This is a genomic window from Ectopseudomonas alcaliphila, assembly GCF_900101755.1.
GTDB lineage: Bacteria > Pseudomonadota > Gammaproteobacteria > Pseudomonadales > Pseudomonadaceae > Aquipseudomonas > Aquipseudomonas alcaliphila.
In genome coordinates this window covers 1,802,122-1,821,813 of sequence record NZ_FNAE01000001.1, presented here as the reverse complement: position 1 = coordinate 1,821,813, position 19,692 = coordinate 1,802,122, and the positions used below count along the sequence as shown (strand labels likewise).

Below are 19,692 nucleotides of genomic sequence, written 5' to 3'. Positions count from 1 at the left end.
AAAATCTGCTAACAATGGCTAAAGCGCCCACCCATGCGCCTGAGCGATAATGCCGCCACTTGCCGTCCTTAGTACGGCTGTCCAAGGAGACGCCATGACCCAGTCCGCTGCCCCTGCCGCTGAAGGCGAGAAAATTCTCATCGTCGATGACGACGCCCGTCTGCGCCGTTTGCTCGAGCGCTTCTTCGATGAGCAGGGCTACCGGGTTCGCGCCGTGGAGAACGCCGAGCAGATGGACCGTCTGCTGGCGCGCGAACTGTTCAATCTGGTGGTGCTGGATCTGATGTTGCCGGGCGAAGACGGTCTCTCTGCCTGCCGCCGTCTGCGTGAGGCGGGCAACCAGATGCCGATCATCATGCTCACCGCCAAGGGCGATGAGTCCAGCCGCATCCAGGGCCTGGAACTGGGCGCCGATGACTACCTGGCCAAACCCTTCAACCCGCGTGAGTTGCTGGCGCGGATCAAGGCGGTGCTGCGCCGTCAGGCGCCTGTGGTGCCGGGTGCACCGGGTAGCGAGGACGAGAGCGTCAGCTTCGGCGAATACGAATTGTCCCTGGCCACCCGCGAGCTGAAGAAAGGGCAGGAAGTACACATGCTCACCACCGGTGAGTTCGCCGTTCTCAAGGCCTTGGTGCAACATGCGCGCGAACCGCTGACCCGCGACAAGCTGATGAACCTGGCCCGTGGCCGCGAGTGGGATGCGCTGGAGCGCTCCATCGATGTGCAGATCAGCCGCCTGCGTCGCCTGATCGAGCCGGACCCGTCCAAGCCGCGCTATATCCAGACGGTCTGGGGTGTGGGCTACGTGTTCGTTCCCGATGGCAACAAGTGACCTGTAGGAGCGGGCTCAGCTCGCGAATCGAAGCCACGTTTTCGCGAGCCGAGCTCGCTCCTACGGTTCTGTATTGATGAAAGCCCCCTACTGGTTCCCGCAAAGTTTCTTCGCCCGTACCCTCTGGCTGGTGCTCGTGGTCGTGCTGTTCTCCAAGGCACTGACCCTGGTGTACCTGATGATGAACGAGGACGTGCTGGTCGACCGCCAGTACAGCCACGGTGCGGCGCTGACCTTGCGGGCCTATTGGGCAGCCAACCCCGATGATCGCGACCATATTGCCCAGGCCGCCGGGCTCAAGCGCATCCCGCGGGACAAGGTGCCGGCCAGTGAACAACACTGGCCCTACAGCGAGATCTTCCAGCGGCAGATGCAAACCGAGCTTGGTCCCGACACCGAAACCCGGGTGCGTGCGACCACGCCGCCGGCACTGTGGGTGCGTGCGCCGAGTCTCGGCGATGGCTGGGTGCGGGTGCCGATGTATCCGCATCCGCTGCGTGGCCAGCGCATCTGGAGCGTGCTCGGCTGGTTCCTCGGTATCGGCCTGCTGTCCACGGCTGCAGCCTGGATCTTCGTGCGCCAGCTCAATGCACCGCTCAAGCGCCTGGTCTTTGCCGCTCGCCAGCTTGGTCAGGGGCGCAGCGTGCGCCTGCCGGTAGGCGATACGCCAAGCGAGATGACCGAGGTTTACCGCGCCTTCAACCAGATGGCCGAGGACGTCGAACAGGCCGGGCGCGAGCGTGAGCTGATGCTGGCCGGTGTTTCTCATGACTTGCGCACGCCGCTGACCCGTCTGCGTCTGGCCCTGGAATTCATGGACAACGACACCGAACTCACCGACGACATGGTGCGTGATATCGAGGACATGGACGCCATCCTCGATCAGTTCCTCGCCTTCATCCGCGACGGGCGCGACGAGCCGGTGGAGGAGCTGGACTTCTCCGAACTGGTACGCGAAACCCTGGCGCCCTACAACCAGAACGGCGAGCGCGTGCGCCTGTGCCTCGAGCCGATCCCGCCTTTTCCGCTGCGCCGCGTCTCGACCAAGCGTCTGCTGACCAATCTGGTGGAGAACGCCCTCAATCACGGCGGTGGGGATGCCGTCGAGGTGGTCGCCAGCCTGGCCGGCGACCACAACGCGCCTTATGTAGTGCTGAGCGTGCTGGACCGTGGCAATGGCATCGATCCGGCCGAGCTGGACAGCATCTTCAACCCCTTCATCCGCGGTGATCGGGCGCGTGGCGGTCGCGGTACCGGCCTTGGCCTGGCCATCGTCAAGCGCATCGCGGCGCTGCATGGCGGCAGCGTCGAGCTGCGCAACCGCAGTGGGGGTGGTCTCGAGGCGCGGGTGCGCCTGCCGCTCGGCCTGCTGTTGCCGCGCGACGCGGTGTAACCAGGCGTCTGCTTACCGCGCTCGAGTGCTGGCAATATGCTGCCAAGCGCTCTGGCGCTGGGCTATGCTGTGCCAGCGCATCAACTCGAGGCCTGCATGCCCGCCGCCTTCCCCGACCGCTTGCCCAGCTGGACCTGGTGGCTGCCGCTGCCGATGTTCCATCTGGCAACCTGGATTTCTCTGGCGACCCGCCTGAATGACGGGGTGGCGTTGTGTTATCTGCCCCTGGTGCTCGGCCTTGCCTTGTGCCTGTGGTGGGGCCCGCGCGTGCTGCCGGCGTTGTACCTCAACGCCTTGTTCAGCGTGCCGCTATGGGGCCTGCCCTGGCAGTGGGCGCCGCTCTATGCCCTGCCGGAAACCGCCGCCGTAGCCCTGAGCTGGTGGCTGTTGCGGCGTCAGCCTTTCGATCCCGCCCTGGGACGTCTGAGTGATCTGCTGAGATTTCTCGCCTTCGCTGTGTTGATGCCGAGCGCGTTGGTGGCGCTCGGCTTGCAGAGCAACCTCTGGCTGACCGGTTTTCAGAGCAGCGAGCAGTGGGCGCTGGCCAGCCTGGCGATCTGGTTGAGCGACACCATCAACATCCTCGCCCTGACGGCGCCCTTGCTGGCGTTCTGTACCCCGTTGCTGCGTGCGCGTGGCTGGATCAGCGAGCCGCTGGCAGATAGCGCGCCGACTCTGTCCATCAGCCGCTCGCCAGGTGGTTGGCTGTTGGCGACTGGCGTATTTCTGGCGCTGATGCTGCTCAGCGCCCGCCTGCCGGCTCAGCTGGCCCTGCCGCTGCTTGGCCTGAGCATGTTGGTCCTGGCGCTACGACACGCTTTCGCGGGTGCTCTATATGGCGTGCTGCTGGTGTACGCCGCAACCCTGCCGCTACCGCTGCTGCGCGGCAGTCTGAGTTTCGGTGAGCTGGATCTGCAGCGTAACCAGCTGCACTTCGCCGTCGTGCTGTTGATGGGTGCCACGTTGCTGGTAGGCCGTGCGCTTGGCGATCTGCGACAGGCACTGGCGCGCAGTGCGCAGATGCAGCAGCAACTGGCCCGCGCCAACCTGGCGATGGAGGCCAGCCCGCTGGGGGTGACCATCGCCGACGCGCGCCAGGCCGATCTGCCACTGGTCTACTGCAATGCTGCATTCAGCCAGATAACCGGCTATAGCGCCGAGGAGACAATGGGGCGTAACTGCCGCTTTCTGCTCGGCGATGACCGCGCCCAGCTTGAGCTGCAACCCCTGCGCGGTGCCTTGAGGAATGGCCGCAGTGGTCATGCCGTGGTGCGTAATTATCGCAAGGACGGCAGGCCGTTCTGGAACGAGGTGGTGCTGGCGCCGATGCGCGACGAGCAGGGCATCAGCCATTTCGTCGGGCTGCAGCATGATGTCACCGAGCGTGTCGAACTGGCCGCCAAGGTCGAGCAGCAGCGCGCGCAGCTACTGCGCCAGAGCCATCTGTTCAGCCAGACCGAAGACATCGCCAACCTGGGCGGCTGGGTGCTGGAGATCAGCGACTACGGCATGTTCTGGAGCGATGGCTGCTACCGCATCGTCGAGCGCGACATTCATCTTGGGCCGCCGAACCTCGAGCAGGCGCTGCATTATTTCGATACGCCGAGCCAGACGCTGATCATGCAGACATTGCAGGCCGCGCTCAGTGGAAGAGACGACCTGGATATCGAGGTCCATCTGGCGGCGCGCCTGGGGGGACGCTTAGCCCGTCTGCGTGGCATGGTCGAGCGCAATCAGGACGGCAGCCTGGTGCGCATCTATGGCGTGGTGCAGGACATCAGCGAACGCAAGCGCACGGAGTCGCAACTGCGCGAGCGTGACGAGCGCCTGCGCCTGTTCTTCGAGGCGCCGCTGATCGGCATGGCACTGACTACCCAGAGCTTTGGCTGGGAAGAGGTCAACCAGAAGCTGTGCAGCATCCTCGGTCGTAGTCGCGAGGAGCTGCTCGCCAGCAGTTGGCAGCAGCTGTCGTACCCGGACGATCTGGCGGCCGAGCAGGCCCATGTGGAGCAGGTGCTGCTCGGCAGCAGCGACGGGTTCGAGATGGACAAGCGCTTTCTGCGTGCCGATGGCTTGGTGGTTTTCACCCGTGTCAGCCTGCGTGCCGTGCGCGGCGGTATTGGTCGGCAGACGCTGTTCCTGCTGCTGGTCGAGGACATCAGCGCGCGGCACGAGGCCGAGGCGCGCTATCGAACGCTGGTCGAGCACGCGCCTGAGGCGATCCTGCTGTTCGACCCGGAGGGCGGCATCGTCGAGTGCAACGAGAACGCCCTGCGTCTATTTCGCTATCGCCGTGATGAACTGCTCGGCAAGTCGATCCAGAGCATCAGCCCGCTGCGTCAGGCCGACGGTCGGCTGTCTGCCCGCGCTGGCAAGGCATTCCTGCGCTGCGCCGTTGCCGGTGATGCGCCGGTATTCGAATGGAACCACCGCGACAGCGCCGGTCGCCAGTTGCCCTGCGAGGTGCGCCTGGTGCGCATGCCGGGGGAGAACCTGCTGATTCGCGCCAGTGTCACCGACATCTCCGAGCGCCAGCGCTACCAGCGTGAGATCGAGCGCCTGGCCTACAGCGACGAACTCACCGGCCTGCCCAATCGCCGCCTGCTGCTCGATCGCCTGCAACATGCCATGGATCGCGAGAATCGTGAGGGAAGTCTGGGGGCACTGTTGTTCATTGATCTTGATCATTTCAAGACGGTCAACGACAGCCTCGGCCACCTGATCGGCGATGCCCTGCTGTGCGAAGTCACCACCCGCCTGGCCGCCGAACTGCGTACCGAAGACACCCTGGCGCGCCTCGGCGGTGATGAGTTCGTGGTCTTGCTCGAGGCCCTGGGCAAGGAGCCGCAAACCGTCGCCGAGCATGCCGCAGCGGTTGGGGAGAAGCTGCTGCGCGGCCTGCACGGCAGCTGCCTGATCGACGGCCATGAGCTGGCGATCAGCGCCAGTATCGGCATTGCCCTGCATCCGATGGGCCTGCAACAAGCCTCGGACATTCTCAAACAGGCCGATACCGCCATGTACCGGGCCAAGCATGCCGGGCGCAACGCCCTGCATTTCTTCGCCCCGGAGATGCAGGTTGCCATCGATCAACGTCTGCAGTTGCAGAGCGAACTGCGTCAGGCCATCGCGCGTCAGCAGCTGCAACTGGTGTTCCAGCCGCAGCTGATGCTGGCCGACAACAGCGTGGCTGGCGCCGAGGTGCTACTGCGCTGGATGCACCCCGAACGCGGTGAGATCGGCCCGGATCAGTTCATTCCCCTGGCCGAGGAAACTGGGCTGATCCAGGACATCGGCCAGTGGGTGCTGGAGCAGGCCTGCGCGGCGCTGGCGCGGTGGCAGGCGCAATGGCCGCAACTGGTGCTGGCGGTCAATCTCAGCCCGCGTGAGCTGCGTCAGGCAGGCTGCGTGGAACGTGTCGAGCAGTGCCTGCGCCAGCACGGTGTGCCGGCCCAGTCCCTGGAACTGGAAATCACTGAGGGCGTGCTGCTCGAAGATGTCGAGCGCTGCATCGGCAACATGCAGCAGCTTAAGGCGCAGGGCGTGCGCTTCGCCATCGACGACTTCGGTACCGGCTATTCGTCGCTCACCTACCTCAAGCGTCTGCCGCTGGACCGGCTGAAGATCGACCGCAGCTTCGTCGCCGATCTCGATGGCGAAGCGAGCGGACGCATGCTGGTGCAGACCATCTTGATGATCGCGCGCAATCTCGGCCTGGAATGCGTGGCCGAGGGCATCGAGCGTGACAGTCAACTGGCGCTGTTGCGTGAGCACGACTGTGCCCTGGGGCAAGGCTATCTGTTCGGTCGGCCGATGACCGAAGCGGCGTTTCTTGCCTGGATGCGGGCGCGTCGACGCTGAGGCGGGTTACCAGCTCAGGCTGCCGCCGCCCAGGCGCGCCCGCTGGCCATAAGGCCAGGGATAATTGCTGTCGCCATGGCCGCTGGGCAGGTCGCCATACAGCGGGATACCCAGCTGCGCCAGGTATTCGCCGATGATCTGCTCCAGGCTGTGGTGCACGCCGCGCCGCGGGCAGTCGGTGAAGCTGCCCAGGCAGACCGCGCTCGGCTTTTTCCCGGCAAAACTGTGCAGCAGTTGCCAGAGGCTGCGCTCCAGGCGGTAGTAGGGTTCGCCGACGTCTTCCAGAATCAGGATCGAATCCTCGGCCAGGCGCAACCCGGCATGGGTGCCGCAGACGCTGGCCAGGGCCGTCAGGTTGCCGCCTTGCAAGGTGCCCTCGATGACATGCTGCGGGCCGCTGATATGGCGCAGCGGCAGCTGCCGGTGCTTGCCCTTGAGCAGACTCCACAGTGCCTGCATCGAGGCCAGGCGTTCGCGCTGGCCGCCGGGCGCCGACAGCACCTGATGGCCGAGCGCGCTGGCCACCGGGCCATGAATGGCCGGCAGACCCTGTTGTGCAAAGGCCTCGAGCAGAATCGATAGATCGGAGAAGCCGATCAGCGGTCGCGGGCTGGCCTGGCGCAGCTGAGCCCAGTCGATATCCGCCACCAGCTGCGCGCAGCCGTAACCGCCGCGCAGGCACCAGACGGCGCTGATGTCCGACAGGGCGAAGGCCTGGTGCAGATCGTCCAGGCGTTGCTCCGGCGTGCCGGCCAGGTAGCGATGCCGGGCGCGCACGTGCTGGCCCAGGTGGTAGCGGATGCCCAGCACGTCGAGCTGGGCCAGGGTCGCCTCGAGCACGTCTTCGGCGATGGCAGAGGCCGGCGCGATCAGCGCCAGACGACCGTCGAACACTGGGCTCATCCGCGGCCCTTGGTGCGGGTCTGGCCAGGTTCGGCGTTCTTTTCCAGGTACTGGATGATCATGCCGGCGACGTCCTTGCCGGTGGTGGTCTCGATGCCTTCCAGGCCGGGCGAGGAGTTCACCTCCATCACCAGCGGGCCGTGGTTGGAGCGCAGGATGTCCACCCCGGCGACGTTCAGGCCCATCACGCGGGCCGCGCGCACGGCGGTCATGCGCTCTTCCGGGGTGATCTTGATCAGGCTGGCGCTGCCGCCGCGGTGCAGGTTGGAGCGGAACTCGCCGGCCTTGGCCTGGCGCTTCATCGCCGCTATCACCTTGTCACCGACCACGAAGCAGCGGATGTCGGCGCCGCCGGCTTCCTGGATGTATTCCTGGACCATGATGTCCTGCTTGAGGCCGAGGAAGGCCTCGATCACCGACTCGGCAGCCTTGTGCGTTTCGGCCAGTACCACGCCCATGCCCTGGGTGCCTTCGAGCACCTTGATCACCAGCGGCGCACCGCCAACCATCTGGATCAGGTCGGGAATGTCGTCGGGGGAGTGGGCGAAGCCGGTCACCGGCAGGCCGATGCCCTTGCGCGACAGCAGCTGCAGGGCGCGCAGCTTGTCGCGCGAGCGGCTGATGGCCACCGACTCGTTGAGCGGGTAGACGCCCATCATCTCGAACTGGCGCAGCACCGCGCAGCCATAGAAGGTCACCGAGGCGCCGATGCGCGGGATCACCGCGTCGAAGCCGTCCATGGCCTGGCCGCGGTAGTGGATCTGCGGCTTGTGGCTGGCGATGTTCATGTAGGCGCGCAGGGTGTCGATCACCACCATTTCATGGCCCCGCTGCTGGCCGGCCTCCACCAGACGGCGGGTGGAATACAGACGCGGGTTACGCGACAGCACGGCGATCTTCATTGGGCACCTGGAAGGGACGAGGAGAGTGAGGGTTTGTCCTGCACGTAGCTGAGTGCCGGATTGACCACCAGTTGGCCGGTGATCAGCGCCTTGGAACCGAGGAGTACGCGATAACGCATGGTCTTGCGACAGGCCAGGGTGAACTCCACCGGCCACAGGCGATCACCGAGGGCCAGGTGCGTGCGAATCACGTAGCGGCTCTGCGCCTGGCCGTTGGAGCTCTTGATGCGTTTGACCGAGACCATCTGCGCTTCGCAGCGATGGCGGCGTTGCACCTGGGTGCCGAGGTAGGCGGTGAACCGCACCCAGTCTTCGCCGTCCTTCTGGAACGGCTGGATATCGCTGGCGTGCAGGCTCGAGGTGCTGGCGCCGGTGTCGATCTTGGCGCGCAAGCCGATGATGCCTAGCTCGGGCAGATTGATCCACTCACGCAGGCCGATCACGCTGAGCTGGTCGAAAGTCTTCAAGGCGGCGTTCCAGGGTATTTGGATGGGCATTCTAGACAGGGCGTATGACAACCGCACCTGCCCACATGTTTTTTGCTTGATCCAGTTGTCACCTTTTTCTTTTAGGCATATAAGCAATTAACTAAATTGTTAATTGTGGTGGTGAATGGACGCTAATCGAGTTTTTGAGGCGCTGGCTTCGACGCCGCGTAGGCAGATATTGGCCTATCTCTCCGCGCAGGAGCTGACAGCGGGCGAAATTGCCAGTCGCTTCGAGATGAGTGCCCCTGCTATTTCCCGTCATTTAGCTGTACTGACTACGGCCGGATTGGTCGTAAGCGAGCGACGGGGGCAGTTCGTGGCTTACCGGCTGAACCCTGACAGCTTGCTCAATACCTTGCTCGGTTTCGCTTTCGAGGTCTGCCCGACGGGTGGGCAACTCAAGCGCGAGTCTGAGGCGCAGGCCAAGAAAGCGTCTGAATGAGCCGGTGTCCCGGCGGAGGAACATATGGATATATTTCCGCAGAGTCTGAAAAACCACCGAGTCCAGCTGGGTGCGGACGTCGAAAACGGTGAGGTTCACTGGGAGCCGATACGCTCCCTCTGGTTCAGCGCGATGGCTCTGGGGGCCTTGGTTGGCGGTGCGCTGACATTCAGTTGGTCGGCATTTGCGCTATTTGTGGTTACGACTGCTTTTGTTCTGCTGTGCGGGCATTCGTTGGGCATGCACCGAAAACTCATCCACGAAAGCTTTCAGTGTCCCAAGTGGTTGGAATACTTCCTGGTCTATTGCGGCGTGCTGGTGGGGCTCTGCGGACCACTCGGTCTGCTGCGTACCCATGACCTGCGCGACTATGCCCAGCGGCAGAAGGCGTGCCACGATTTCTTTGGCCATCGGCGGGCGCCGTTGGTGGATGCCTGGTGGCAATTGCACTGTGAGTTGCGCCTGAGACGTCCACCGGAAATTCTCGTTGAGGCACGAGTCGCGGAGGACCCGGTTTATCGTTTTCTGCAGAAAACCTGGATGCTCCAGCAACTGCCCTGGGCTCTTCTGTTCTTTGCTATCGGTGGCTGGGGTTGGGTGTTCTGGGGTGTCTGCGCCCGAGTCACCGCCGGGGTGTTTGGTCATTGGCTGATTGGGCATTTCGCCCACCGTCATGGTGACCAGGCGCATATCGTGGAAGGTGCGAGCGTGCAGGGTTACAACGTACCTTTCGCTGCTCTGCTGACAATGGGCGAATGCTGGCATAACAACCACCACGCGTTCCCGGGGTCTGCAAGGCTGGGGTTGTACAAGGGCGAGTGGGATCCGGGGTGGTGGATGCTGCTGATCCTGCAGCGAATAGGGCTGGTGTGGGATTTGAAAACACCCGCCGATCTGCCTGTACGTGAAGAGTTGCGCTATGTTCGCGCCGTTCCATGTGTGAATGCGGGGTGCGGGCAGGCATGAAGCGATGGTTATGGAGTTGAGAGAGCATTGAGCGAGAAAGACGACGACAAGATCCGCCTGGACAAATGGCTGTGGGCGGCACGCTTCTTCAAGACGCGCGCCCTGTGCAAGGCGGCGATAGAAGGTGGCAAGGTCCATCACCGTGGCGAGCGCTGCAAGCCGGGCAAGGAGCCGAAGATCGGCGACGAATACGTGCTGCGCACCGGTTTCGATGAGCGCACCGTGGTCGTGCTGGCCTTATCCAGCGTCCGCCGTGGCGCGCCCGAGGCGCAACTGTTGTATCGCGAGACGGAAGAGAGCATCGCCCGCCGCGAGCAGGCCGCCGCGATGCGCAAGGCTGGCGCCGTGGGTATGCAGACCGACGGTCGGCCGAGCAAGAAGCAGCGTCGGCAGATCCATCAGTTCAACGAACAGCAGGAAGGTGGCCTGCGCCACCCTTGGGCGGATGAGGATTAGGCGCAAGCCTGTAGGAGCGAGCTTTGCTCGCGAACGACGGTAAAAGCTTCGCGAGCAGAGCTCGCTCCCACCTTGTCCGTTGTCTTGCGGTTCCGGTTCAGCGCCCGCTGACGATGCTCATGCGGCCCAGCAGCGGCAGCTTGGCCAGGCGTGAGGTGATCGGCAGGGTGATCTTTTCCAGCCATTCGCTGGTGTGATAGCCCAGTGGGGTGTAGCAACCCCAGGCCAGGGCCAGCAGGCTCAGGAACGCACCGCCGACGAAGGCATCCGACCCCCAGTGGGCGCCGGCGACCAGGCGCGGCAGGATGCCGATCACCGCGATCGCCCAGACCAGCAGCAGGCGCCAGTTGCGCGCAAAGAAGGTCATGAAGAAGGCCCAGATCAATAGCACCGAGGCGTGATCACCAGGGAAACTACGGCTGGCGCTGTCCTTGAGGTCCCAGCGCTCTTCCCAACCGGGGAACAGCTCGGTCAGGCGGGCACTGCCCTCGACGACCAGCGAGGCACTGGGACGCTGCCAGCCCATGGCCTTGACCAGTTCGGCGAAGCCGACGCGCAGCAGCAGCAAGGTCAGGAGTGCCGTCAGGAAGGCGAACAAGGCGCGGCGCACCTGATGGCCTTCGAAGACCAGACCGGCCTTGAGCATCACCGCCAGCATCACGATGCCGACGCCCAGGTCCACTGGGCGCATGCTGCCGATGGCCCAGATCTTGGCCCACAGACCGGCGGCGTGTACGGGGTCGTTGAGCACCTTGAACAGCCACAGGTCGAAGGCGTCCCACAACTCGCGCGTGGGCTGCCACAGCCAACTGACGAGCAACACGATGGCGACGACATGACAGACCAGCATGGCGCGTGGGTGCCAGTGGCGATTGATGAATGTGCTCGACATGGAAGATCCCTTTGCAAATATGTGACAAGCCTCAGGCGCGCGGATAATAGGTAGTAAGTGCCGTGACACAAGGGTAGAAGGCAATCGGTTCAGTCGGCGTTCAGGGGGCGCCTGTTTGTGTGAACACCTGCACATGACGGTCGGGCCTTGGTTGTGCTGGCGTTTGTGCATAAAATCGCCAGCCTTTTTACAGACCCTGGGCCAGCCGCCATGAACGACTTCAGTCAACGCTTTCTCTTCGACGACACCGACGTGCGGGGCGAAATGGTCGCGTTGCGCGAAAGTTACGCTCATGTGCTGGCCAAGCACGCCTACCCGCAGCCAGTGGCGCAACTGCTCGGCGAGATGATGGCCGCCGCCGCCCTGCTGGTCGGTACCCTCAAGTTCGATGGCCTGCTGGTGCTGCAGGCGCGCTCCGAAGGCCCGCTGTCGCTGCTGATGGTGGAATGCTCCAGCGCGCGTGACCTGCGCGGTATCGCCCGCTATGAAGCCGAGCAGATCGGCGCCGATGCCGACCTGCAAAGCCTGATGCCCAATGGCGTGCTGGCCATCACCATCGATCCGACCCGGGGCCAGCGCTACCAGGGCATCGTCGACCTTGAAGGCGTCGACCTGGCCGAGTGCCTGTCCAACTATTTCGCCAGCTCAGAACAGCTGCCGACCCGTTTCTGGCTCAAGGCCGACGGCCAGCGTGCGCGCGGCCTGTTGCTGCAACAGTTGCCACCTCACCATCAGACCGAGCCCGAGGCGCGCCAGGAAAGCTGGAACCACGTGCTGACCCTGGCTGACACCCTGACCGCCGAAGAGCTGCTCGGTCTGGACAATCCGACGCTGCTGCATCGCCTCTACCACGAAGAGAATGTGCGCCTGTTCGACGAACAGCCGCTGCAGTTCCGTTGCAGCTGCTCGCGCGAGCGTTCGGCCAGCGCCCTGGCCAGCCTCGGCCAGGCCGATGCCGAACTGCTGCTGGCCGAGCAGGGTGGCAGCGTGGTGATCGATTGCCAGTTCTGCAACGAGCGCTATGCCTTCGACGCTGCCGATATCGCCCAGCTGTTCGCTGGCGCTGGCAGCGAGGCGCCGTCGCATACACGGCATTGATGAACTTTTCTGAACGATAGCCGTTCTCTATCAGATCGGAGGCTGCCAAGCAGTTCGCTTTTCTGGCATACTCCCGCGACTTTTTTACCGTGTAGTGCGGTTGCCCCTGCACTACACAACGTTCGGAAGACTCGGCCAGTGGCCGACGGGGACCCTCATGACGCAAGCCAACAACGCCGTGTACACCGACATCAGCGCCGCGCAACTGGTCGAAGAAGCCATTCGCCGTGGTGAAGGGGAACTGGCCGCCAACGGCGCGCTGGTCGTACGTACTGGTCATCGCACTGGCCGCTCGCCAGCTGATCGCTTCATCGTTCAGGAGCCGAGCACCGAGGCGCAGATCGCCTGGGGTGCCATCAACCGTCCGTTCCCGGCCGACAAGTTCGACGCCCTGTGGGATCGCGTCGCCGCGTTCAACAACGCCCAGGAGCACTTCGTCTCCCACGTTCACGTAGGTTCTGCCGAAGAGCACTACCTGCCGGTCAAGATGACCACCGCGACCGCCTGGCAGAACCTGTTCGGCCGTCAGCTGTTCATCAACCCGACCACTTACAACCAGGCTGGCAAGGCCGAGTGGCAGATCCTCAACGTCGCCAACTTCGAGTGCGTGCCTGAGCGTGACGGCACCAACTCCGATGGCTGCGTGATCATCAACTTCGCCGCCAAGAAAGTGCTGATCGCCGGCATGCGTTACGCCGGTGAAATGAAGAAGGCCATGTTCTCCGTGCAGAACTTCCTGCTGCCGGAAAAAGACGTGCTGCCGATGCACTGCGCCGCCAACATCGGCGAAGAAGGCGACGTCACCCTGTTCTTCGGTCTGTCCGGCACCGGCAAGACCACCCTGTCCGCCGACGAGTCGCGTTACCTGATCGGTGACGACGAGCACGGCTGGGGCGAGGGCGTGGTGTTCAACGTCGAAGGCGGCTGCTACGCCAAGTGCATCGACCTGTCCGAGAAGAACGAGCCGGTGATCTGGAAAGCCATTCAGTTCGGCACCGTGCTGGAAAACGTCGTGCTCGACGAGCAGCGCACCCCGGACTACGCCGACGACAGCCTGACCCAGAACAGCCGCGCGGCCTATCCGCTGGAGTACGTCGAGAAACGCAGCGAGAAGAACCTCGGCGGCGAGCCGAATGCGGTGATCTTCCTGACCTGCGACCTGACCGGCGTACTGCCGCCGGTGTCGATCCTCAACAACGAGCAGGCGGCCTATCACTTCCTCTCCGGCTACACCGCGCTGGTCGGTTCCACCGAAATGGGTTCGGGCGGCGGCATCAAGTCGACCTTCTCCACCTGCTTCGGCGCACCGTTCTTCCCGCGTCCGGCTGGCGTCTACGCCGAGCTGCTGATCAAGCGCATCAATGCCTTCGGCTCCAAGGTCTACCTGGTCAACACCGGCTGGACCGGCGGTGGCTACGGCGTCGGCAAGCGCTTCAACATCCCCACCACTCGTGGTGTGATCGCCGCCATCCAGAGTGGCGCGCTGATCGGTGCCGAGACCGAGCACCTGCCGATCATCAACCTGGATGTGCCCAAGTCGGTACCGGGCGTCGAGACCAACCTGCTCAACCCGCGCAACACCTGGGCAGACAAGAACGCCTACGACGAAGCCGCCAAGAGCCTGGCCAAGCTGTTCATCGACAACTTCCAGAAGTTCGATGTGAGCGAAGCGATCAAGAACGCCGGTCCGCAGCTCTAAGCTGACCCGTGTTCTCTGACAAAGCCGCCTTCGGGCGGCTTTGTCGTTTCCGGGCTAGGGTGCGCCGTGCGCACCGGTTCTCCACGGGACTCTGCAGGTGCGCATGGCGCACCCTGCGCAACCGCGTTATGGTCAGGGACCATTCAGCGGTCAATGGAGTGACAGCGCATGTCCACCCTAAAACGCGTCTTCGGTTTCGATCAACTACGCCCCGGTCAGGAAGCGGTGATCAGTGCCGTGCTCGCCGGTCGCTCGGCAGCGGCGATCTTTCCCACCGGCTCGGGCAAGTCGCTGTGCTATCAACTGCCAGCCCTGCACCTGCCGCACCTGACCCTGGTCATCTCGCCGCTGCTGGCGCTGATGCAGGACCAACTGGCCTTCCTGCATGCCCATGGCATCGCGGCGGCGAGCATCGATTCGGCGCAGAGCCGCGAACAGGCCGCCGAGGTCATGAGCCGCGCCCGCAGCGGCGAGCTGAAGATCCTGATGATCTCGGTGGAACGCCTGAAGAACGAGCGCTTTCGCAACTTCATCGCTCAGGTGCCGATCTCCCTGCTGGTGGTCGACGAGGCGCACTGCATTTCCGAGTGGGGCCACAACTTCCGCCCCGACTACCTCAAGCTGCCCGACTACCAGCGTCAGTTCGGCATTGGCCAGGTGCTGCTGCTGACCGCCACGGCGACGCCCAAGGTGATCGCCGATATGCGCGAGAAATTTGCCATCCTTGAGGCGGACGTGGTCACCACCGGTTTCTACCGGCCCAATCTCAACCTCCTGGTCGAACCGCTGCCCGGCGGCGCCAAGTTGCAGCGTTTGCAGCAATGGCTGGCGCCGCGTCGTGGTCAGGCAAGCATCGTCTACGTCACTCAACAGAAGACCGCCGAACAGGTCGCCGAGCGACTGGCGCGAGACGGTCTGGCGGTAAGCGCCTACCACGCCGGCATGGCCTTTGATGCGCGTGAGTCGATCCAGCGGCGCTTCATGGCCGGCGAGCTGGAATGCATCGTCGCCACCATCGCCTTCGGCATGGGCATCGACAAGCGCGACATCCGCAATGTGGTGCACTTCGACCTGCCCAAGTCGGTGGAGAACTACAGCCAGGAAATCGGCCGCGCAGGGCGTGACGGTCAGGCCTCGGATTGCCTGGTGCTGGCCAGCCGCGATGGCCTCAGCGTGCTGGAGAACTTCGTCTACGGCGATACGCCGGAGCTTGGTAGTATCCGTGCCGTGCTCGATGACCTGCGTGCGGTGGGCACGGGCGGGCAGTGGGAGCTGATGCTCGGGCAGCTGTCGGAACTGAGCAACATCCGCGCGCTACCGCTCAAGACCCTGCTGGTGCAACTGGAGCTACGCGGCATCATCGCGCCGCGCTATGCCTACTTCGCCGAGTATCGCTTCAAGCTGCTGCTGGAGGACGAGGCCTTGCTGGCGCAGTTCGAAGGCGAGCGGCGCCAGTTCGTCGAGGCCATCCTGGCCAGCTCGCGCCGCGCCCGCACCTGGAGCACCCTGGATTTCGACGTGCTGTATCGCGACCACGGCGCCGAGCGCGCGCGGGTGGTCAAGGCGCTGGACTACTTTCAGGAGAAGGGCTGGCTGGAGCTGGAAAGCAAGCAGATGACCGAGGTCTATGCCGTGCTCGATGGCGGCTTTGATCTGGACGGCCTGGCCAATGACCTGCACGCGCATTTTCGCGCCCATGAGGCCAGCGAGATCGCCCGCATCCAGGCCATGCTCGCGCTGTTCGAGAGCCGCGAATGCCTGAGCCGGCGCCTGGCGCTGTACTTTGGCGACGAGCAGGCGCCCGAGCATTGTGGGCATTGTTCGGTGTGCCAGGGCCGTGTCGCCAGCTTGCCGCAACCGCCAGAGCTGCCGCCCTTGAGCGGACGAGATGCCCAGGCGTTATGCGCCGCCTTCGTCGAGAAGCACCAGCAGCACGTCGGGCACAGACCCAGCCATGAATGCCTGACGCGTTTTCTCTGCGGTGTTACAACGCCGCTGTTCACCAAGCTCAAGGCACGTCAGCTGGCCGGTTTCGCTGCGCTGGAGGAGTACCCCTACGCCGAGGTGCGCGACTGGTTGGCTACCTAGGATGTCGCGGGGCCGCCTAGGCCGTGCGCACCGAAGATCAGGTGTGAAATGCCTGGTGCGCACGGCGCACCCTACGGGGTAGCGCGCTGCCCTTGGTTCAGCGTCCAGTCCACCAGCTCGCGGGACAATTGATCCCCCGCCTGGCCAAAGGCGGCGACTACCGCCGGCACCGAGGTATCACGCGCCGGCTGGCTGACGCTGAAGCGGCGGCTGGCGAGGATGCGTTGGTCGCGTGCATCGACCAGGCGTACGTCGAGCTGGATCAGCGCCTCGGCAGCGCCATCGCGATACTGGCTATGGAAGCTGCGCAGGTCGCTGACCAGCTCAAGGTCGGCCTGCAGGCGTTGTTCCTCGTTGCTCAGCGCCTGAATTCGGCCGTCGTCGTGGAAGGCGTCGAGCAGGCGGCCGCGCAGCAGCTGCGGCGTGCGTTCGCTCCAGCGTACGCCCTGGTAGGTGTTGACCAGCCCCGGCTCGGGCAGCACGACGATGCGCGTGCCGTCGAGCAACTGGCTGCTGACCGGGCTGTTCACCCGCAACGACCAGTCGACGCGCTGGCTCTGCGCGGGCATCGCAGCACTCGGCAGCAGATAGATGTCCAGTGGCTCGCTCTGCGGCAGGATCGAGCAGGCGCCGAGCAGGCCGACGGCCAGCAGCAGGGACAGACGCTTCATGGTTGGAACTCCTTGATGCTGTCGTTGCGCAGCAGGTAGCCGGTGGGATCCTGCTCCAGCCTGCGGGAGAAGCTGCGCAGGGCGCCGAGGGTATCGCGCAGTTCGCCAATCGCCGGGCCCAGCTCGCCAAGGCCCTGCATGCCGCTGTCCAGCGCACTGCGATTGCTTTCCAGCAATTGCTCGATGCTGCGGCTGCTGCGTTCCAGCGAGGCCATCAGGCGCTCGGCATTGTCCAGCGCCTGGCTGCCCTGGCCGTCGAGCAGGCGATTGGCGGTACGCATCAGTTCGGCTGCTTCGCGGGTGGCGGCCCCGGCCTGTTGCAGGGCCTCGCTCAGCTCGCCGCGTTGGTCGGCCAGGCCGGCGGTGGCCTGTTCCAGATTCTCCAGGGTGCGGGATACGCGCTCGGCATTCTCGCGCGAGAGCAGGCGGTTGGCGCGGGTCAGCAGACGGGTGATATTGATCACCAGATCCTCACCATTGGCCATCAGACGGGACAGTGGTGAACGGTCAGCGATGATGATGCCTGGCTGGCCATCCTTGCCCTCCAGTGGCGGGCTTTCCGGGCTGCCGCTGTACAGCTGGATCACCGCCAGGCCGGTGATGCCGGTGATCGACAGGCGCGCGCGGGTGTCCTGCTTGATCGGTGTGTGGCCGACGATGCGGATGCGTGCGCGTACCGTGCGTGGGTCGTCCGGATCGAGGCCGAGGCTGATCACGTCACCGACCTTGATCCCGCTGTACTGCACGGCGCTGCCCTGCGACAAGCCGCTGACCGCCTCGTTGAAGATCACCTCGTAGTCGGTGAAGGCGCGATCGGCGCCGGCCTTGTTCAACCACAGGGCGAACAGCAGCGCGGCACCCAGGGTGAGCACGGTGAACAGGCCGATCAGCACGTGATGGGCTCTGGGTTCCATTCATTGACTCCCTGCCGCCGTGGCGGCCTGTATGGCTGCGCGTCCGCGCGGGCCGTGAAAATATTGCTGAATCCAGGCGTCGTCGGTGGCGGCGACCACGTCCAGGCGGTCGGCCACCAGCACCTTCTTCTGCGCCAGCACCGCGACCCGGTCGCAGATGCTGTAGAGCGTATCCAGATCATGAGTGACCAGAAATACGCTCAGGCCCAGGCTGTCGCTGAGGGTACGGATCAACTGGTCGAAGGCCGCCGCGCCAATCGGGTCGAGGCCGGCGGTGGGCTCGTCGAGAAACAGGATGTCCGGGTCCAGTGCCAGAGCCCGGGCCAGGGCCGCGCGCTTGACCATGCCGCCGGACAGCGAGCTGGGGTATTTGTCGGCGGCATCCTGCGGCAGACCCGCCAGGGCGATCTTGACCCTGGCCAGGCGTTCGGCTGCCGCGCGCGACAGGCCGGCATGCTCAATCAGCGGCAGGGCGATGTTCTCGCTGACGGTCAGCGAGGAGAACAGTGCGCCACGCTGGTAGAGCACGCCGAAGCGCCGCTCCAGTTGCGAGCGGCGTTCGGCTGGCAGGCTCAGCAACTCTTCACCGAACACCCGTACGGTACCGGCGTTGGGCTGGCGCAGGCCGACGATGCTGCGCAGCAGCACCGATTTGCCGGTGCCGGAGCCGCCAACGACGCCGAGAATCTCACCGCGATAAAGGTCGAAATCCAGATGCTGATGCACCACCTGTGCACCGAAGCGGTTGCTCAGGTCGCGTACCTCGATGACGGTCTCCTGGCTCACCAGCCCATCTCCATCAGGAACAATGCCGCCAGGGCGTCGAGCAGAATGACCACGAAGATCGATTGCACCACCGCCGAGGTGGTGTGCTCGCCCACCGATTGCGCGCTGCCGCTGACCTTGAAACCCTCCAGGCAGCCGATCAGGGCGATCAGAAAGGCAAAGATCGGCGCCTTGCACAGGCCGACCAGAAAGTGCCGCAGCAGATCGCTGTCCTGCAGGATCGACAGGTACATGGCAGCCGGGATGTCCAGCGATAGGGCGCACACCAGGGCGCCGCCCAGCATGCCGCTGAGCATGGCGATGAAGGTCAGTATCGGCAGGGCGATGAGCATGGCGAACACCCGCGGCAGCACCAGCAGTTCGATTGGGCTCAGGCCGAGGGTGCGGATGGCGTCGATCTCTTCGTTGGCCTTCATCGAGCCGATCTGCGCGGTAAAGGCGCTGGCGGTGCGGCCGGCCATGAGAATGGCGGTGAGCAGCACGCCGAACTCACGCAGGAAGGAGAAGGCCACCAGGTTCACCGTGTAGATGCTGGCGCCGAAGTCGGCGAGGATGGTCGCGCCGAGAAAGGCCACCACGGCGCCTACCAGAAAGGTCAGCAGGGCGACGATGGGCACGGCGTTGAGCCCGCACTGCTCCAGGTGAGCGGCCAGGGAGGTCAGGCGCCAGCGCGCCGGGCGCAGCAGAATCGTCAGCATGCCGCTGAGGGTCAGGCCCATGAAGCCGAGCAGTTCCCGGCCATGACACCAGGTGGTTTCCACCGCCTCACCGATATGCCCGAGCACCTCGCGCAGTGCCGAAGGCGTGGCATGTTCCTGCACGTTCTGAGTGCTCGCCATGGCGTCTGCCACTGCCAGCAACAGGGCGCGGCGCTCGGTGCTGAGGGTGTCCTGTTGGGCGAGTTGGCGCAGGCGTTCGCTGCCCAGCAGTTCCACCAGCAGCGCAGCACCGGCGGTATCCAGCGCGGCCAGCTCGTCGAGGTCGATGCTTTCCTGGCCGTGCAGGCGTTCTCGCTGGGCCAGCACCTGAGGCTCGAGCCGGCTGTAATGGGCCAGCGTCCAGTCGCCACCGATGCGCAGGCCGCTGGCTGCATCCGTGCTGCTGGTCTGGAACGGGGTCAGGTATGGCGTGGTCATGTCGACAGCTTAGCGCTGCCGGGGCCCGCCAGGCCAGTCGCGCTGCTCAGACTGCGTCGGCGGCACGGTGCACAAGCCGTTCGGCCGCACTGACAGGTAGTTTCCAACGGCCTGCCAGAGATCGGATGACGAGCGCATGGGCTAAGGTGATGTTCATTGTCCGAG

General features: G+C 64.5%; 17 protein-coding genes. 9 read left to right on the top strand and 8 right to left on the bottom strand.

Annotated features, from left to right (window positions below; genetic code table 11):
- Positions 1–94: 94 nt before the first annotated feature.
- From ompR to BLR77_RS08515, 3 genes are all read left to right on the top strand, one after another.
- A complete protein-coding gene (gene ompR, locus BLR77_RS08525; protein ID WP_074676629.1) occupies positions 95–832 on the top strand; it encodes an osmolarity response regulator transcription factor OmpR in 738 nt (245 codons plus the stop codon).
- 76 nt (positions 833–908) lie between these two features.
- On the top strand, positions 909–2,225 hold the full coding sequence (locus BLR77_RS08520) for an ATP-binding protein (RefSeq protein WP_074676627.1): 1,317 nt from the start codon (positions 909–911) through the stop codon (positions 2,223–2,225).
- A 96-nt stretch (positions 2,226–2,321) separates the two neighbouring features.
- Positions 2,322–6,086 carry a bifunctional diguanylate cyclase/phosphodiesterase gene (locus BLR77_RS08515; RefSeq protein WP_074676818.1) on the top strand — a complete coding sequence of 1,255 codons (3,765 nt, stop codon included), beginning with the start codon at positions 2,322–2,324 and terminating at the stop codon, positions 6,084–6,086.
- A 6-nt stretch (positions 6,087–6,092) separates the two neighbouring features.
- Here BLR77_RS08515 and BLR77_RS08510 read toward each other — a convergent pair whose 3' ends face one another.
- Genes BLR77_RS08510 through rimB form a run of 3 tightly spaced genes read right to left on the bottom strand, consistent with a single transcriptional unit; the run spans position 6,093 to position 8,358 of the window.
- Complete coding sequence (locus BLR77_RS08510) at positions 6,093–6,989, bottom strand: S66 peptidase family protein (RefSeq protein WP_074676625.1); 897 nt, start codon at positions 6,987–6,989, stop codon at positions 6,093–6,095.
- A complete protein-coding gene (gene rimK, locus BLR77_RS08505; protein ID WP_074676623.1) occupies positions 6,986–7,891 on the bottom strand; it encodes a 30S ribosomal protein S6--L-glutamate ligase in 906 nt (301 codons plus the stop codon). The genes BLR77_RS08510 and rimK overlap by 4 nt, the downstream gene beginning before the upstream one ends.
- Positions 7,888–8,358, bottom strand: coding sequence for a retropepsin-like aspartic endopeptidase RimB (rimB, locus tag BLR77_RS08500; protein WP_017678396.1), 471 nt, complete (start codon positions 8,356–8,358; stop codon positions 7,888–7,890). Before rimB ends, rimK begins: the two co-directional genes overlap by 4 nt.
- 145 nt (positions 8,359–8,503) lie before the next feature.
- Here rimB and BLR77_RS08495 point away from each other — a divergent pair, with 145 nt between their 5' ends.
- Genes BLR77_RS08495 through BLR77_RS08485 form a run of 3 tightly spaced genes read left to right on the top strand, consistent with a single transcriptional unit; the run spans position 8,504 to position 10,243 of the window.
- Positions 8,504–8,821, top strand: coding sequence for a metalloregulator ArsR/SmtB family transcription factor (locus tag BLR77_RS08495; protein ID WP_074676621.1), 318 nt, complete (start codon positions 8,504–8,506; stop codon positions 8,819–8,821).
- Positions 8,822–8,845: 24 nt separating this feature from the next.
- Positions 8,846–9,787, top strand: coding sequence for an acyl-CoA desaturase (locus BLR77_RS08490; RefSeq protein WP_074676619.1), 942 nt, complete (start codon positions 8,846–8,848; stop codon positions 9,785–9,787).
- Positions 9,788–9,814: 27 nt separating this feature from the next.
- Positions 9,815–10,243: an RNA-binding S4 domain-containing protein gene (locus tag BLR77_RS08485; protein WP_017678397.1), complete on the top strand. Its 429-nt coding sequence runs from the start codon at positions 9,815–9,817 to the stop codon at positions 10,241–10,243.
- Between the two features lie 97 nt (positions 10,244–10,340).
- Here BLR77_RS08485 and BLR77_RS08480 read toward each other — a convergent pair whose 3' ends face one another.
- Positions 10,341–11,135 carry a phosphatase PAP2 family protein gene (locus tag BLR77_RS08480; protein WP_074676617.1) on the bottom strand — a complete coding sequence of 265 codons (795 nt, stop codon included), beginning with the start codon at positions 11,133–11,135 and terminating at the stop codon, positions 10,341–10,343.
- A gap of 210 nt (positions 11,136–11,345) precedes the next feature.
- Between BLR77_RS08480 and hslO the strand changes: the two genes are divergently transcribed.
- The 3 genes from hslO (at position 11,346) to BLR77_RS08465 (ending at position 16,020) form a co-directional block, all read left to right on the top strand.
- Positions 11,346–12,233: an Hsp33 family molecular chaperone HslO gene (hslO, locus tag BLR77_RS08475; RefSeq protein WP_074676615.1), complete on the top strand. Its 888-nt coding sequence runs from the start codon at positions 11,346–11,348 to the stop codon at positions 12,231–12,233.
- Positions 12,234–12,390: 157 nt separating this feature from the next.
- Entirely contained in the window at positions 12,391–13,932 is a 1,542-nt protein-coding gene (locus BLR77_RS08470) for a phosphoenolpyruvate carboxykinase (RefSeq protein ID WP_074676613.1), read from the top strand.
- Positions 13,933–14,100: 168 nt separating this feature from the next.
- A complete protein-coding gene (locus tag BLR77_RS08465) occupies positions 14,101–16,020 on the top strand; it encodes a RecQ family ATP-dependent DNA helicase (protein WP_074676611.1) in 1,920 nt (639 codons plus the stop codon).
- Positions 16,021–16,091: 71 nt separating this feature from the next.
- Here BLR77_RS08465 and BLR77_RS08460 read toward each other — a convergent pair whose 3' ends face one another.
- From BLR77_RS08460 to BLR77_RS08445, 4 genes are read right to left on the bottom strand one after another with little or no spacing between them, the layout of a single operon-like run.
- Entirely contained in the window at positions 16,092–16,691 is a 600-nt protein-coding gene (locus tag BLR77_RS08460) for an ABC-type transport auxiliary lipoprotein family protein (protein ID WP_074676609.1), read from the bottom strand.
- Positions 16,688–17,605 carry an MlaD family protein gene (locus tag BLR77_RS08455; protein WP_074676607.1) on the bottom strand — a complete coding sequence of 306 codons (918 nt, stop codon included), beginning with the start codon at positions 17,603–17,605 and terminating at the stop codon, positions 16,688–16,690. Before BLR77_RS08455 ends, BLR77_RS08460 begins: the two co-directional genes overlap by 4 nt.
- Positions 17,606–18,391 carry an ABC transporter ATP-binding protein gene (locus BLR77_RS08450; protein WP_074676605.1) on the bottom strand — a complete coding sequence of 262 codons (786 nt, stop codon included), beginning with the start codon at positions 18,389–18,391 and terminating at the stop codon, positions 17,606–17,608.
- Positions 18,388–19,527 (bottom strand): MlaE family ABC transporter permease, encoded by a 1,140-nt coding sequence (locus BLR77_RS08445; RefSeq protein WP_074676603.1) that lies wholly within the window; start codon positions 19,525–19,527, stop codon positions 18,388–18,390. The genes BLR77_RS08450 and BLR77_RS08445 overlap by 4 nt, the downstream gene beginning before the upstream one ends.
- Positions 19,528–19,692 lie beyond the last annotated feature (165 nt).